Source organism: Marinithermofilum abyssi (assembly GCF_014641195.1).
Taxonomy (GTDB): domain Bacteria; phylum Bacillota; class Bacilli; order Thermoactinomycetales; family DSM-45169; genus Marinithermofilum; species Marinithermofilum abyssi.
Map to the genome: position 1 here is coordinate 423,815 of NZ_BMHQ01000001.1, position 16,005 is coordinate 439,819.

10 protein-coding genes, 1 tRNA gene and 1 other annotated feature are annotated in these 16,005 nt (G+C 52.6%); of the genes, 8 read left to right on the plus strand and 3 right to left on the minus strand.

The genetic code is table 11. The features are described from left to right. Position 1: 1 nt before the first annotated feature. Entirely contained in the window at positions 2–2,449 is a 2,448-nt protein-coding gene (gene gyrA / locus IEW70_RS02025; RefSeq protein ID WP_188646250.1) for a DNA gyrase subunit A, read from the plus strand. Between the two features lie 55 nt (positions 2,450–2,504). On the opposite strand, the gene IEW70_RS02030 is transcribed toward gyrA, so the two are convergent. After that, positions 2,505–3,578 (minus strand): YaaC family protein, encoded by a 1,074-nt coding sequence (locus tag IEW70_RS02030; protein ID WP_188646251.1) that lies wholly within the window; start codon positions 3,576–3,578, stop codon positions 2,505–2,507. A gap of 333 nt (positions 3,579–3,911) precedes the next feature. On the opposite strand from IEW70_RS02030, the gene guaB reads away from it, so the two are divergent. From guaB to IEW70_RS02060, 6 genes are all read left to right on the plus strand, one after another. Continuing rightward, positions 3,912–5,378, plus strand: a complete 1,467-nt coding sequence (gene guaB, locus IEW70_RS02035) for an IMP dehydrogenase (RefSeq protein WP_188646252.1) — start codon at positions 3,912–3,914, stop codon at positions 5,376–5,378. Positions 5,379–5,525: 147 nt separating this feature from the next. Then, positions 5,526–6,767, plus strand: a complete 1,242-nt coding sequence (locus IEW70_RS02040) for a D-alanyl-D-alanine carboxypeptidase family protein (protein ID WP_188646253.1) — start codon at positions 5,526–5,528, stop codon at positions 6,765–6,767. A 106-nt stretch (positions 6,768–6,873) separates the two neighbouring features. Beyond that, a complete protein-coding gene (gene pdxS / locus IEW70_RS02045) occupies positions 6,874–7,779 on the plus strand; it encodes a pyridoxal 5'-phosphate synthase lyase subunit PdxS (RefSeq protein ID WP_188646254.1) in 906 nt (301 codons plus the stop codon). 13 nt (positions 7,780–7,792) lie between these two features. Further along, the gene (gene pdxT, locus IEW70_RS02050) at positions 7,793–8,383 is read left to right on the plus strand and encodes a pyridoxal 5'-phosphate synthase glutaminase subunit PdxT (protein ID WP_188646305.1); all 591 of its coding nucleotides are present in this window, start codon (positions 7,793–7,795) and stop codon (positions 8,381–8,383) included. A gap of 28 nt (positions 8,384–8,411) precedes the next feature. After that, positions 8,412–8,636 (plus strand) — a binding site (T-box leader). A 47-nt stretch (positions 8,637–8,683) separates the two neighbouring features. Further along, positions 8,684–9,967, plus strand: a complete 1,284-nt coding sequence (serS, locus tag IEW70_RS02055) for a serine--tRNA ligase (protein WP_188646255.1) — start codon at positions 8,684–8,686, stop codon at positions 9,965–9,967. A gap of 159 nt (positions 9,968–10,126) precedes the next feature. Continuing rightward, positions 10,127–10,216 (plus strand) — tRNA-Ser (locus IEW70_RS02060). Positions 10,217–10,302: 86 nt separating this feature from the next. On the opposite strand, the gene IEW70_RS02065 is transcribed toward IEW70_RS02060, so the two are convergent. Then, on the minus strand, positions 10,303–10,656 hold the full coding sequence (locus IEW70_RS02065) for a glycine zipper domain-containing protein (RefSeq protein WP_188646256.1): 354 nt from the start codon (positions 10,654–10,656) through the stop codon (positions 10,303–10,305). Between the two features lie 3 nt (positions 10,657–10,659). After that, positions 10,660–11,163 (minus strand): hypothetical protein, encoded by a 504-nt coding sequence (locus IEW70_RS02070; protein WP_188646257.1) that lies wholly within the window; start codon positions 11,161–11,163, stop codon positions 10,660–10,662. Positions 11,164–11,280: 117 nt separating this feature from the next. On the opposite strand from IEW70_RS02070, the gene IEW70_RS02075 reads away from it, so the two are divergent. Further along, complete coding sequence (locus IEW70_RS02075) at positions 11,281–15,963, plus strand: cation-translocating P-type ATPase (RefSeq protein WP_373285892.1); 4,683 nt, start codon at positions 11,281–11,283, stop codon at positions 15,961–15,963. The last annotated feature ends 42 nt before the right edge of the window (positions 15,964–16,005 follow it).

Sequence of the window (16,005 nt, forward strand, 5' to 3'; positions counted from 1 at the left end):
TATGTCGGAAGAAACACAGCGGATCAGTGAGATCAATATCAGCCAGGAGATGCGCAACTCCTTTCTGGATTATGCCATGAGCGTTATTGTCAGCCGGGCCCTGCCGGATGTGCGCGACGGGCTGAAGCCGGTGCACCGGCGCATTTTGTACACGATGCATGAGCTGGGCATGACGCCCGACAAACCCTATCGGAAATCGGCCAACGTGGTCGGGAACGTACTGGCTTCTTACCACCCCCACGGGGACATGGCCGTGTACGATGCCATGGTGCGGATGGCTCAGGACTTTTCTTACCGGTACATGCTCGTGGACGGTCACGGCAACTTCGGTTCCGTCGACGGAGATGCTCCTGCTGCGATGCGGTACACTGAGGCTCGGATGGCACCGATCACGATGGAAATGTTGCGCGATATCCAAAAAGAGACGATCGACTTCGGGCCCAACTATGACGGTCGGTTGGAGGAACCAATGGTGCTGCCTGCCCGTTTCCCCAACTTGCTTGTCAACGGAGCCGCAGGGATTGCCGTGGGGATGGCGACCAACATCCCGCCGCACAACCTGGGGGAAGTCATCGACGGGTTGCTGGCCATGATCAAAAACCCGGAGATCACGGTGGACGAGCTTATCAAGTACATCAAAGGGCCGGACTTCCCGACGGCCGGTTTGATTCTGGGGCGGGAAGGCATCAAAAAAGCGTATAAAACCGGCCGCGGCAGTATCAAAATGCGGGCCAAAACCCGCATCGAAGAAGCCGGCAACGGCAAGATGCGCATCGTGGTCGAAGAACTCCCCTACCAGGTGAACAAAGCCAAGCTGGTGGAAAAAATCGCAGAATTGGTACGGGATAAAAAGCTCGACGGCATCACCGATCTTCGGGACGAGTCCGACCGGAACGGGATGCGGATTGTGATTGAGCTGCGCCGGGATGTGAACCCGCGGGTGCTGCTGAACAACTTGTACAAGCATACTTCGCTGCAAACCAGCTTCGGCGTCAACATGCTGGCGTTGGTCGACGGAAAACCCCTGGTGCTCAATCTGCAGCAAGTGCTGTATCACTACTTGGAGCACCAAAAAGAAGTGATTCGCCGGCGCACCCAATACGACCTGCGCAAAGCGGAAGAGCGGGCCCATATCCTGGAAGGATTGCGGATTGCACTGGATCACATCGATGAAGTGATCAACCTGATCCGTGCATCACAAACGGCACAGGAAGCCAAAGACGGGCTGATGAAAACATTCGGTTTGTCGGAAAAACAGGCGCAAGCCATTCTGGATATGCGTCTGCAACGGCTGACCGGGTTGGAACGGGAGAAGATCGAAGAGGAATACCAGGAACTCCTGAAAACCATCGCGGAGTTGAAAGCGATCCTCGCTTCCGAAGAGCGCATTCTCGGCGTCGTACGAGATGAACTCTTGGAAATCCGGAAAAAATACGCTGACGAGCGGCGCACCCGCATTATGCTGAATACGGAAGAGATCGAAGAAGAAGATCTGATTCCGGAAGACGAGGTGGCCATCTTGCTCACCCACCGGGGCTATATCAAGCGGATGCCGCTTTCCAGCTACCGGGCGCAGCATCGGGGCGGACGGGGCGTTTCCGGCATGGGCACCCGGGATGATGATTTCGTTCAGCATCTGTTTGTAACCAGTTCCCATAATCACCTCCTGTTCTTCTCCAACAAGGGGAAAGTTTACACCATCAAGGCCTACGAGGTACCGGAGTTGGGACGGGCTGCACGGGGAACCCCGATCATCAACATGATCCAGATTGAGCAAGGGGAGTATATTGAGGCCATCATTCCTGTGAAGGAATTTACGACCGACAACTATCTCTTCTTCGCTACCAAGCACGGTGTGGTGAAAAAGACGCCGCTGGAAGAGTTCGGCCGTATCCGGAGAAACGGTCTCTTTGCCATTAATCTGCGGGAAGGGGATGAACTGATCGGCGTTCACCTGACCGACGGCAGCCAGGAGGTGATCCTGGGCACCCGGATGGGCATGTCCATCCGCTTTCCGGAACAAGATGTGCGTCAGATGGGCCGCACAGCCACCGGTGTGAAAGGGATTGCGCTTTCCGACGGGGACGAAGTGATCGACATGGATGTCGTGGATCCGGAAAAAGATGCGCTCCTCGTCACTTCCAAAGGCTTTGGAAAACGGACGCCTCTGTCGGAATACCGTACTCAATCCCGGGGCGGCAAAGGGATCAAGACGATTACCGTGACGGAAAAGAAAGGCACGGTCGTCGGATTGAAGGTGGTTTCCCCCGAGGAGGACCTGATGATTGTTACCACCAATGGCGTCATTATCCGGGTCAACGTATCGGAAATCTCCTCCATGGGCCGATATGCACAAGGCGTGAAGCTCATTTCCGTCAAGGATGATGAGGAAGTGGCCACCCTGGCCCGGGTCGCCATGACCGAAGAAGAGGAAAAAGAGGACGAGTAAACGCGATAAAAACGGGCAGCCGTGGTTAATATCTCCACTGGGGCTGCCCGTTATTTTATATCACCCCGAATATCAACTTCTCCTCAAACAACTCGTTTAAAATCAGATTGGGAAACTTCCGTTGCGTGACATGAAGGAACTCTTGGATCAGCAACAGGTCTTCTGACGAGAATCCATACAACATTTCTCCCCATAACGGCGTCTCGTATCGGCATAACATACTCACCGAGAAGAGCAAGAGGTAATGGATGAACAACTCCGGCATCAACAGAAGAGGACGTTTGCCGCCGGGTACCAGATAATATCCTCCCTGTGTATCCTCCCGAAAAAAGGGATGGTGAAATCCCCACTCCCAGTGGTCCACGTGACGCACTTTCGGATGACTCCACAACAGACGCAGCCGTCCGTGACTGAGAGCGGATTCCTCGCCCGAACGGAACATATAAACAGCTTTGGCGGGACGGTTCCGGTTCAGTTTGTCGATCAGCCCTCGAGGGGTAACATGAAGGGCATCCAAAATCCCTTCCTCCACATAAAACGGCATTCCTTCGTCCCGAAACTGATAGGGTTCCGGTACAGCCACCAAAAACAGAGAGGGATTCCGCGTCAATTGCCGATAGCCGTCTTGAACTTCCGGCAACAATGCGAACAATTCCCCGACGGTAAACACTTCTCCGATCAGCCGGGACCAGCCCTGCACCCGTGCCATCTCCGAAAACAGTCCTTCTTGTTGTATCCGTACCTCATCTTGTCGAAAACGAAAACCTTGTTTTTTCCGTTTGCGGGTGGAGACTCCGTGGCGCATCACCGACGTGCTGCGCGGATATTCGGGGTCCCGGGACAGCATCCACGCTTTGCACAAATTCATCATGCCGTAATAGGACAAAAGCGGCCGGATCATCAAGTCCGCCTGTCGGGCAGCCCGGTAGGTTTCACGGGCTTGCTTGATATGGTAGATGAAGGCCTGGGTATTTTGGAACGCTGCCCGTGAGGGAGAATCGATGCTTTGCCGGCGGTATTTTTCCTCCAAGAAAGGCTTTACTGTGGGTTCATTTTCCAAAAGAGCATACAGATCCCACATTTTTTGCTCAGGGGATTCGCAGCGAATGCGTCGTACCGGTTGTTCCATGCTTTCTCGTCTCCTTCACCAGCATTCGTTCCATTATTGTGTGAAGGAGGGCACGGGTTTATCAAACATCGTATTTGACTGATGGGATGATAGATGGCGGAATCAAAACGAAAACATCGTCGAGTGTATGATCCTCTGTTTCCTGTCGCAGGCTAAAGAAGATGGTAGCTGTCCGTTTAGGGCAAACATTTGCCTGTGGATCCGTGACGATTTTTTTGAAAAGGTATGGCTATTTTCCGCGTCTTGACAGGCTTTTGGCTGTCTGATAAGATTGCAAAAACTAGTTGGCGGAACTCATGAACAAAGTTTGAAATAAAGGGGTTTGGAGAGTCCATGTGGGAGGAAAAGTTTGCGAAAGAAGGCTTGACGTTTGACGATGTGCTGCTCGTTCCGGCAAAATCTGAGGTGCTTCCGCGGGATGTGGATATCTCTACCCGGTTGACGGACAAAGTAAAGCTGAACATACCGCTGATTTCCGCCGGTATGGATACGGTGACGGAAGCCCCGATGGCGATTGCCATGGCGCGGCAAGGCGGTATCGGGATTATTCACAAAAACATGGAGATCAATGATCAGGCGGAAGAAGTGGATCGGGTGAAACGCTCGGAGAGCGGAGTGATCACCAATCCGTTCTACCTTCACCCGGAACACCAGGTATATGACGCAGAAGCCCTGATGTCCAAGTACCGCATCTCGGGAGTGCCGATCGTGGATCAAGACCGCAAGTTGGTCGGCATCATTACCAACCGGGACATGCGGTTTATCCACGACTACTCCACGAAAATCCAAGAAGTGATGACCCGGGAAAACCTGGTGACCGCTCCGGTGGGCACCACCCTGAAAGATGCGGAAGGCATCTTGCAGCGGCATAAAATCGAGAAGCTGCCCTTGGTGGACGAAGAAGGCGTCCTCAAAGGATTGATCACCATCAAGGACATTGAGAAAGCCACTTTGTTCCCCGATGCGGCCAAAGATGAGTTCGGTCGCCTGTTGGCGGGAGCCGCGGTGGGTGTCAGCGGAGATACCATGAAACGGGCTGCCGCCTTGGTGGAAGCGGAAGTGGATGTTCTTGTAGTGGATACCGCCCACGGCCACTCTAAAGGCGTGCTGGAAACGGTGGCTCAACTGCGCCGGCAATATCCGGAACTGGTGATCGTAGCCGGAAACGTGGCCACCGGTGAAGCCACCCGGGACCTGATCGAAGCCGGGGCCAGCGTGATCAAAGTGGGCATCGGTCCCGGATCGATCTGTACCACCCGTGTTGTGGCAGGGATCGGCGTGCCGCAGATTACGGCCATTTACGATTGCGCCACCGTCGCCAAGAAGTACAATGTGCCGATTATCGCCGACGGCGGCATCCGCTTCTCCGGGGATATCGTCAAAGCCCTGGCCGCTGGAGCCGATGCTGTCATGATGGGCAGTCTCTTCGCCGGAACGGAAGAATCTCCGGGTGAGACGGAGATTTATCAGGGACGCCGGTTTAAGGTGTATCGCGGTATGGGATCCATCGGTGCCATGAAGGCGGGTTCCAAAGACCGCTACTTCCAGGAAAACACGGACAGCGCACAAAAGTTGGTGCCGGAAGGAATCGAAGGCCGCGTTCCCTTTAAAGGTCCTTTGGCGGATACGGTTTACCAGCTGATGGGCGGTCTGCGGGCCGGTATGGGGTACACCGGTTCTAAAAACTTGACCGAACTGAAAAACGATACCCGGTTTATTCGCATTACCAACGCATCCCTGCGGGAAAGCCATCCCCATGATATCCAAATCACAAAAGAAGCTCCAAACTATAACCTTTGATCTACCTACACAGGGTGTGAGCCCTGTGTTTTTTGTTGTATTTTCTTTTTTGCGCCCTTTCGTTACACTAGAGAGGTCGTATTCACAAGTGGAATCTTTTGTTAAAATATTTGTGCCGATCCAGAAAAAGGTGCAGGGGGTGGAAAGGTGCAGGGAAAGAGGCGATTTCAGCGGGTGTGCCTGTCTTTTCTGATAGCGATTTGTGTTTGGACCGGGCTCTTCCTTCCGCTGAATGGTCCAACGGCCCATGCGGAACAAAGGCTCCATGTGGATGCCAAATCATACATATTGATGGAAAAAGAGAGCGGCCGCATCTTGGCCGAAAAACAAGCCGACCGCTCCTACCCTCCGGCCAGCATGACCAAGATCATGACGGAATATCTGGTACAGGAACAGGTGAAGAAAGGGAAAGCGCATTGGAACGACAAGGTTACCGTGAGCGCCAATGCCGCCAGCGTCGATGAAGCGCAGGTGAATCTTGTTCCGGGAGAGAAGCGGACGGTACGCGAACTTTTTTCCGCCATGGCCGTGTATTCCGCCAATGATGCCGCAGTAGCGCTGGCGGAGCACTTGGCGGGAAGTGAAGCCCGTTTTGTCACGTGGATGAATCGGAAGGCAAACGAAATGGGATTGAAACATACTCATTTTCATAATGTGACGGGATTGCCCGTAAAAAGCTATCAGCATCCGCCCAAGGTAAAGGGCGGCCATTATATGTCCGCTCGGGACGTAGCGGAGTTGACCCGCCGGATGCTGCAGGATTTTCCCGAAGTTAAAAAGACTACCGCGATGCCGGAGCTGGTGTTCCGTCCGGGAGAAGCCAGGGAAAAGAAACTGACCAACATCAATTGGATGCTCCCCGGCCTTTCCCATGCTTACGACGGGGTGGACGGGGTCAAAACCGGATACACCCGAAAAGCGGGATACTGTTTCGCCGGTTCTGCCAAACGGGGAAACATGCGGTTGATCACTGTGGTAATGGGCACATCTTCCAAAGATAAGCGCTTTGATGAGACAGTAAAACTGATGAATTACGGATTTGATCATTATCAGATGAAACAGGTGCTCTCCCCAGGAATACCGGTACCCGGCCATAAGACGGTACACATCAAAAATGCGTTGAATACCGAAGTTCCGGTCACAGTCGCTCAACCGTTGCAGCTGCCATTGACTTCCGCAGAGTCCAAGAAAGTGTCTTATCACCTTTCCTTCAACAAAAATCTGGAAGCTCCCTTGTCGTCGGGAACAGTAGTCGGAAAAGCGAAGATTTTGTATGATGAAAAAGAGATGTCCGGAATGAAACCCATTCCTGTGGTCCTGAAAAAGGATGCGGAAGAAGCCGGGTGGCTCCGGCTGTTGTTCCGCCGGGTTTGGTTGGCGGTCTCATAGAAGCTGGGCTTAACAAATCGCCTCAGTTGTCAATGAAACAAGATTTCCGTTACAATGGATCTTATGAAGGTTGGGATTCCGGGAAAACTAGGAGGGTGAAGGACACATGTCCAAAGAGGTTCTCAATGGTGTAACAACGGGTACAGACCGCGTCAAACGCGGGATGGCCGAGATGCAAAAAGGCGGCGTCATCATGGACGTAGTCAATGCGGAGCAAGCGAAGGTGGCAGAAGAAGCCGGAGCGGTCGCTGTGATGGCTCTGGAGCGGGTACCGGCCGATATTCGTGCCGCCGGCGGTGTGGCCCGCATGGCAGATCCCACGGTTGTGGAAGAAGTGATGAACGCCGTATCGATTCCCGTGATGGCCAAAGCGCGGATCGGACACTTTGTGGAAGCCCGTCTGCTGGAGGCGATGGGCGTAGACTATATTGACGAGAGCGAAGTGCTCACCCCGGCGGATGATCTGTTCCATATCGACAAAAGCCAGTTCACCGTTCCCTTTGTTTGCGGTGCTCGTGACCTAGGCGAAGCCCTTCGCCGGATCGGTGAAGGAGCATCCATGATTCGCACCAAAGGAGAACCGGGTACCGGCAACATCGTGGAAGCGGTGCGTCATATGCGGAAGATGCAGTCTCAAATCCGTCAGGTGCAATCCATGTCCCGCGACGAATTGATGGCGGAAGCAAAAAAAATCGGTGCGCCCTATGAACTGCTGTTGCAAGTGCATGAAACCGGTAAGCTCCCGGTGGTGAACTTTGCGGCGGGCGGAGTGGCTACCCCGGCAGATGCCGCTCTGATGATGCAATTGGGTGCGGACGGCGTCTTTGTCGGTTCCGGCATTTTCAAGTCTGAAAACCCGGCCAAATTCGCCAAAGCGATCGTGGAAGCAACCACCCACTATGAAGATTACGAGCTGATCGCCGAGCTGTCCAAAGGGTTGGGCGGTGCCATGCCGGGTATTGAAATTTCCAACCTGACCCCGGCGGATCGGATGCAGGAACGCGGTTGGTAACAGGAGGAATGTTCTGTTGAAAATCGGTGTGCTCGCCCTCCAAGGGGCGGTTCGCGAACATGTGAGAATGCTGGAACAGGCGGGCGCTGAAGCCGTGACCGTCAAGCGGAAACAAGACCTCGAGGATTTGGACGGTCTCGTCATTCCCGGGGGAGAGTCGACCACCATCAGCAAACTGATGCATAAATATGATCTGATGGAGCCGATCCGGGAGTTGGGGAAGAGCGGATTCCCCATTTTCGGTACCTGTGCGGGACTGATTCTGCTAGCGGAACGGATTGAAGAGTCCGACGTGTCCCATTTGGGTCTGATGGATATCACCGTGCGGCGCAATGCCTTTGGGCGTCAGCGGGAAAGCTTTGAGGCCCGGTTGAATGTAAAAGGTGTCGCCGAAGATTTCGAAGCCGTCTTTATCCGGGCACCTTACATCAGTGAAGCAGGAGAAGGGGTAGATGTCCTCTCCGCCATCGGAGACCGGATGGTTATCGTGCAACAGGGTCATCTTCTAGGGGCGGCTTTCCATCCCGAATTGACGGAAGATCCCCGCCTTCACGCCCATTTCGTGGAGATGGCGAAACAGGCCAGACAGGCGCAAACTGTATAAAATGAACTTTTATAACCCAGACTGGGGAACAAATGCGTAGATGAGAACCAGTACTTGGACCCGGCGGTGTCAGAGAGGCGGTGGTTGGTGCGAACTGCCCCGTCGATCCAGGGAATCCCTCTCGGAGCTGAGCGCGGAAAGCGGAAAAATCGCCTGAAGCGCTGCCGGTTGGCGGCCGTTATGACGCTGCAAAGAGGACCGGGCAAGCAGTCCGGTCAATGAGGGTGGCAACGCGGAACCTTCCGTCCCTTGGGATGGGGTTCCTTTTATTTTGTTTAGGAAAAAGGAGGGTTAAGGGCCATGTTGGACATCAAACGATTTCGGAAGGAAATGGATGTGGTGCGGGAAAAGTTGAAGCACCGCGGCGAGGACATCAGCGGACTGGATCAAGTGGAAGGTTTGGATGAGCGCCGCCGCAATCTCCTGCAGGAAGTGGAGCAGTTGAAAAACCGGCGCAATACAGTATCCAAAGAGATCGCCGCGAAGAAAAAAGCAGGTGAAGATGCGGCAGATACCATTGCTGAGATGCGCCAGGTCAGCGATCGGATCAAAGAATTGGACGATGAAGTGCGTCAGGTGGATGAAGAGCTGAATCGAATTCTGCTCACCATACCCAATATTCCCCATGAAAGCGTTCCGGTTGGCGAAAGCGAAGACGACAATGTGCCGGTACGTCACTGGGGGGAGGTTCCGAAATTTGATTTTGAAGCGAAACCCCATTGGGATTTGGCGAAAGAGCTGGATCTCCTCGATTTTGAACGGGCAGCCAAAGTGACCGGATCCCGGTTTGTTTTCTATAAAGGATTGGGTGCCCGGTTGGAGCGGGCTCTGTACAACTATATGTTGGATCTTCACACTACGGAAAACGGCTATACAGAAATGATCCCGCCGTATATGGTCAACTCCGGTGCGATGACGGGAACGGGACAGCTGCCCAAGTTTGCCGAAGACTCCTTCCGTGTGGAGGGGACCGATTACTTTCTGATCCCGACAGCCGAAGTGCCGGTGACCAACTATTATCAGGATGAGATTTTGAGCGCGGATGACCTGCCGCAGAAATTTGCCGCATTCAGTTCCAACTTCCGGTCGGAAGCAGGTTCCGCCGGGCGGGATACCCGGGGTCTGATCCGGATGCATCAGTTTAACAAGGTGGAACTGGTGAAGTTTGCTGATCCGGAAAAGTCGTACGACGAGTTGGAAAGCCTTGTGGGCGATGCGGAGAAAGTGTTGCAGCGTTTGGGCCTTCCTTATCGGGTGGTGTTGATGTGCACCGCTGATCTCGGTTTCACCGCCGCCAAAAAATACGATCTGGAAGTGTGGCTCCCCAGTTCCGGTACGTATCGGGAAATCTCTTCCTGCAGCAACTTTGAGGATTTCCAGGCGCGCCGGGCAAACATCCGGTTCCGCCGCGGACCGAAAGCCAAGCCGGAATTTGTTCACACCCTGAACGGGTCCGGTCTGGCCATCGGACGTACCGTCGCCGCGATTTTGGAGAACTATCAGCAGCCAGATGGCAGCATTTTGATTCCGGAAGTGGTGCGTCCTTATATGGGCGGTCTGGAAAGCATCGAAAAGCCGGAATAATGAGGGAGAGTCGGCAGGTATGATTTTCCCCTCAAGCTTTTTGATCATCGGTCAGAAGCGAGAGGGGAAAACATCCCGCCATATCCAGGCGTGGAAGTTTTCGACCCTTGACTTTTTGGCCATTCTCAGTACAATTAGAAGATGTCGCTTTCTATATGGGGAGAGGTGGCCGAGTGGTTGAAGGCAGCGGTCTTGAAAACCGCCGTACCTTCACGGGTACCGTGGGTTCGAATCCCACCCTCTCTGCCAATAAGGAATGAGAAAAAACCGCCGGATCCGTCATTGATGGACCTGGCGGTTTTTCGTATTCAATGGCACAAATACTAAAAACCCCATTAATTATTTGGATGAGAAAGCAACTCGAAATCCTTCTCTCTCGGAACCTTCGCTTTTTTTATTTGAGAGATGGAAGAAGCTGCTCCTTCCCCAACCCAACGCCCCAGACGATCTCCAATCAGTCCTCCGGCAATGGTTCCCACCACCGTTCCAGGACCGGGAAATAGCATTGTTCCCAGTAAGGCCCCATATTCGACGCCGGCCGTCAGTCCAACCGCACCGCTCAAATTGGCAGCAGTATTCACCGCATATCGGTTCCGGTTCATCTTGCCCTTGGAAAAGCTGACGGTATCCTGAAGCTGTGTAATACCGGCGGAAATAACACCGGCCCAGATGGAACTGCTTCGAAACAATGCCTATTCACCCCCTTGCTCTTGTGAGCCCGTTTGGTCCGTGTTTCGTTTTGTTTGTTTCGACTGTCCGTTAGTTTTACCCGAGGGTGATTCCATTTGCATTGATGGTTGATCCATGGAATCCGACTGCTCGTTAGTCTGTTCTAATTGCGACCGTAATTTTTCGATCTCTGCCAATTGGTGTTGGATTTTGCTCTGCAAAAAAGCAACGACATCTTGGTCCTCATTTTCGGCTTTCATACTGTTAACACTTTCCATCCTATCCGTATTCCCTTTGTCGTTTTCGTTCTTCGGAGAGATACCCATCCCGAGGTCATAACCATCCCTACGCAACTTGTTTTTTATTTGGTCCATTAAATTGAAGGAAGCTGCGGTTCCTTTTACCATCAGTTTTCTACCCGCTTTTCGGACTTCAGGGGACATTGCCAGTACCACCGTCCCCGCTGCTATTAATCCCACTGGGGAAGAGATCCATTTTCTTAAATCCATGAGCTTTTTTAGATCCACTTATGATTCCTCCTTATTTATTGAGAGTACCCCAAGAAACAGAATTCATACACGCGAATAAATCCATCTGCACGGGATCAAAATACTTCCGTATAGATGTTGCGAGGTGTGATTCCTTTGGAGCGTAGTAAGCGATTTATCCGAACTTTACCGGGGCGAATCCGCGTGGAAATTGCTGCCCTCAAGCAAAATCCCGAAGCCGCTATTTACCTGCAGAGACGTTTATCCTGTCAGGAAGGATTGCTCCAGGTTAAGCTATCCCCTCAATCAGGACGGGGCTTAATTCTTTATGACGAAAAAAAGATAGCCGCCACACGCATTTTTGAAACGATCGCGATTCTGGAACAAGAATGGCTGTCAGGAATGTCGGCTAGTCCATCTGTGGAAGGTCCATCCTCACAAGAGGCAGCGATCGAAGCGAATATGGCGCCGGATGACCTTCCTCATGCCGCGGGCTTTCAAGAGGTGGCTGTTACTCGGGTAGCGGAAGAAGTTCCTGCTGACCAGATTCCTTCGTCTTTTCAAACCATGCCACAAATCCCGCAAAGTTTTTCCGGAGATCGCATGCCCCCAGGTTTAATCGCTTCGATGGGCTGCTTGGCTCTCCTTTCAACCAAACAGCTATTGTGGGGAAAGTCGGCTATAGCCAACAGTTCCCTTCCCTTTTACTTGGCCGGCGCTTTTTCGATCGCAACGGGCTATCCTTTTTTAAGGCGGGGAATCCAGAAAATCTCGCAACAACGAAGGTGGAACGCCGACCTTTTATTAGGGATTGGCGCCCTTGGACTGGCGTTAGTACGGGAGAACCTGGTCGTCTTAGCGGGGTTAAGCATTCTGCAGTATATTAACTGGAAACATCGAACCCGCTTTCCGGAGGCAGAAGATGGCTCTCCTGAATCGTACCTGCCGCCGGAAATCCGGCAGTATACGGAACAAGCAGGCCGACGAGGGATGGCCATCGCCGGGGCAACATGGGCTTTTACCAAAAGCCCCTTACGTAGTTTGGCAGTCCTCTTGGCAGCCAACCCGCGTACGGCATCCATCTCCGCACCTACGGCGTGGAAACGTGCGGAGACCATGCTGAGAGACGAAAACGGGGCATTGCCCAGAGGCGGGTCTCTCCCGGAATTGGCCCGGACGAAAACCGTTCTATTTGACGAAGACAGCATCCTTGAACCCTTACAAGATCTCGATATTCATTGTTTGACCAATGATTCACTTTCGGAAGAGACTGTCTGGACTGTTGCTGCTTCCCTGCTTAATAAAAGCGAACACCCTTGGCGAGAACCAATCCTGCATCTCCATCAACAAAAGGGGCGGAAGAACCGGACCGCTTTCAAAGTAAAAGAAGCGGATGATGTCATTATCGGCACCATCCAGCAGAAGGAATATTGTTTTGGCAGCCTTTCCTCGCTCCAATCATTGGGAGTAAATTGTGAACCCTTTATATTTCGCGCAAGGCGGATGGGGCGGAAAGGCTATGCCGTTCGGCTCCTGGCACAAAAGATCGGGTCCGAATTTCAGCCTGTCGCCATGCTATATCGACGGGAATTTCAAATCAAAGCAAACTTTTCATCCATTACCAAACAAATGCGACAACATGGGTTGGAGATCGGCGTTTTTACCCGGCAGGGGATCCCGCCTGAAGTTCTTAAATCTTATGGGGTCCATCCCCGCCTCATCTATCGAAACAGTGCGGATGTCCGTCACGGCATCGCTTCATTGCGAAAGGAAGGGAAGGGTGTCCTTTGGGTTACTCCCCATCGGTTGTCCCTTGTTCAATCCAACGTACTCACGGTTTCCGATGACGAATTGCAATCAGTACTCCAATCCTTTGATATAGCCAAAAAAACAGACCGGATGATCCGACAACATTTCCGTATTTCCCAATGGTGGAACGCTGCGGGTCTTTTGTTGGCATTGACAGGGTGGGCCGGCGCATGGACGATTAACCTGGCAGCAGATATGCTGAGCCTGGTGTTCCTATCCAGAATCAACCGCCTATCTCTAACCAACCGCCAAGCACCGTCCCTTCTCGAGGAAACAGCATTACGGGAGGTATCGGCAACGGCGGAATCGGCTTTGCCGCAGTCTGCCGCCTTTTCCTGGCATGATTTGCAAACGGAAGACGTGATGCAATATCTCGGGGTCGACAAAAAAAGAGGTCTCGACCAGGATCAGGTTTTGTCCCGTCAGCAAAGCTTTGGTCTGAACCAGTTGACCACCCGAAAAGCGACGCCCTGGCTGATCACTTTCCTGGAACAGTTCAAAGAGTTCACCACTTTGCTTTTGTTAGGCACCACCGCCTTGTCTTTTTTCACTGGGGACGCTTTTCACGGAATAGCGATGGCTGTTGTCCTGTTAGCCAATGCCGCGGTGGGGGCATTGCAAGAACGGAAAGCGGAAAAGGTCGTGGAAACCCTGAACCAATACCAGCCGCCCATCTGCCAGGTGATCCGGAATGGAAAAACGGTAGAACTTTCCGGGACGGATCTGGTTCCAGGAGATGTCGTTATCTTAAAGGCGGGAGATCGTATCCCAGCAGATTTGCGCCTCATGATCTCCCATGATTTAGAGGTGAATGAGTCGGTACTGACCGGCGAGTCTGTTTCTGTTTTGAAGCACCCCCAACCCGTCTCGCCGGATACCCCGTTGGCAGAACGTACCAACATGCTGTATATGGGAACCGACGTAACTCGCGGGAGGGGGATTGGCATTGTCGTCCAAACCGGACCGAGAACGGAAATGGGACAATTGGTGGCCCTCGGCAAAAAAGAAAAACAGGTGACACCGCTGCAAGCACGGGTTACCTCTATTAGCAAAACCTTTGTCAAAGGGGCGCTGATCATAGGCGGGATTGTTTTCGTGGTCGGATTGCTTCGGGGGATTTCCCTGCCGCAAATGATCGCCACCTCTATTACTTTGGCTGCCTCCGCCATTCCGGAAGGGTTGCCGGTTACCGTCACAATCGCCCTAAGTGCAGGTATTTTCCGTATGGCAAAGACAAACACGTTGATTCGTCGTTTGTCCGCCTTGGAGACAATGGGGAGAACGACGGTTATTTGTTCCGATAAAACCGGGACGTTGACCAAAAATGAGATAACGGTAAAAAAAATCGCCACCTTGCAAGCAGAGTGGGATGTGGAAGGCGATGGTTACCAACCGGTTGGATCCATCCGACCTGTCGGTTCGGATACCGCGGTCAACCTCTCAGAACAACCCGAAATTCAACGGATGTGCCAAATCAGCCTCCTATGCAATAACACGGAGTTGGTAAAAGAAGAGGGCCGTTGGATCGTCAAGGGCGACCCCACCGAAGGAGCCCTGCTGACCCTAGCCGTAAAAGCGGGGATGAAAGAGAAAACGGATGAGTGGAAACGGGTCCATGAGATTCCTTTTGATTCGTCTCATGGCCGTATGACAGTGATTTGTCGTCAGTTTGAAAATGACTGCTACCTCTTCTCAAAGGGGAGCTTGGAATCCATCCTGGAACGCTGCACAACCTATCAGGTGAACGGAAAAACGTATCCATTGACGGAGAAAGAAAAGCAGCAAATTCTACAAAAGAACGAAGCAATGGCCAGTCAAGCCTTGCGCGTATTAGGGTTTGCTTATCGTCCCGTCACCTGGTCAGAAGAAAACGGTTGCGATCAGGAAGAAGAATTGATTTTTCTCGGCATGGTTGGAATGATGGACCCACCGAAACCGGACGTGGCTGAAAGCATCCAGGAAGCAAAAAATTTGGGTGTTCGTCCCGTCATGATTACCGGTGATCATCCTTCTACCGCCATTGCCATTGCCAAATTATTGCATATGACGGAAGACGAACCGAAAATCCTGACGGGACAAGAGTTGGACCGGCTAAGCGACGAAGAGCTGGAACAGCAGATTGACCAGATTTCCATCTTTGCCCGTGTTACACCGCAACACAAAATGCGGATTGTGACTGCCTATCAAAAGCTTGGGCATACGGTTGCCATGACTGGAGACGGGGTCAATGATACTCCCGCCATTAAACAAGCCGATATCGGGATCGCCATGGGTCAAACCGGCACGGACGTCACCAAGGAAACAGCTGATATGGTGCTTAAGCACGACCACTTTGGATCGATTGTCGAGGCGGTTAAAGAAGGGCGCACCATCATCAGTAACATTCGTAAAGCCCTCGGTTGCCTGTTGACCGGCAACTTGGCGGAGATCATCGTAACCGGCATCGCGGTAATCGCCGGCTTGCCGATCCCCTTGATTCCGATTCAAATCTTGTTGATGAACCTATTGACGGATGCCTTGCCAGCGATGATTCTCGCGGTAAATCCCGGCAATAAAACAAAGGAAACCGAACGGAAAGATATTGTTGACAAAAATCTGTACCGAAAAGTTGCCATCCGGGGTGCCTTGCTGGGAGCAGGCTCTCTGGGGCTGTTCAGTTGGCATCTTCTTAAGGGAAGCTCCCTTTTAACTGCGCAGACCGTAGCTTTTGCCACCTTGGTAATGGGTCAACTCATTCAGACCTTGTCTTGGCGCCGCGAAGGGTCCGCAGAAAACATACGGGATTGGTCAAGGGATCGATTCCTGCTGGGAGCCATGGGCACGTCTGTTCTGGCTCTGCTGAGTGTGTTGTACCTGCCGCCGCTCTCCCGATTCCTGCAGACGACTCCCTTGGCATGGAGGCAGTGGATTCCCGTTCTGTTGGTATCCGGTTTGATTTCCACCTTGTCCAGACCGCTGGTCCGGCTGTTCAACCGTCCCTCGGTTGACAACCCGCTGCAAATGCAGCAACAGAGCTTGTCCTGCGCATAAAAACAATTGGATCAACCAAATAAAAGGAAAGGAGTTGCTTAA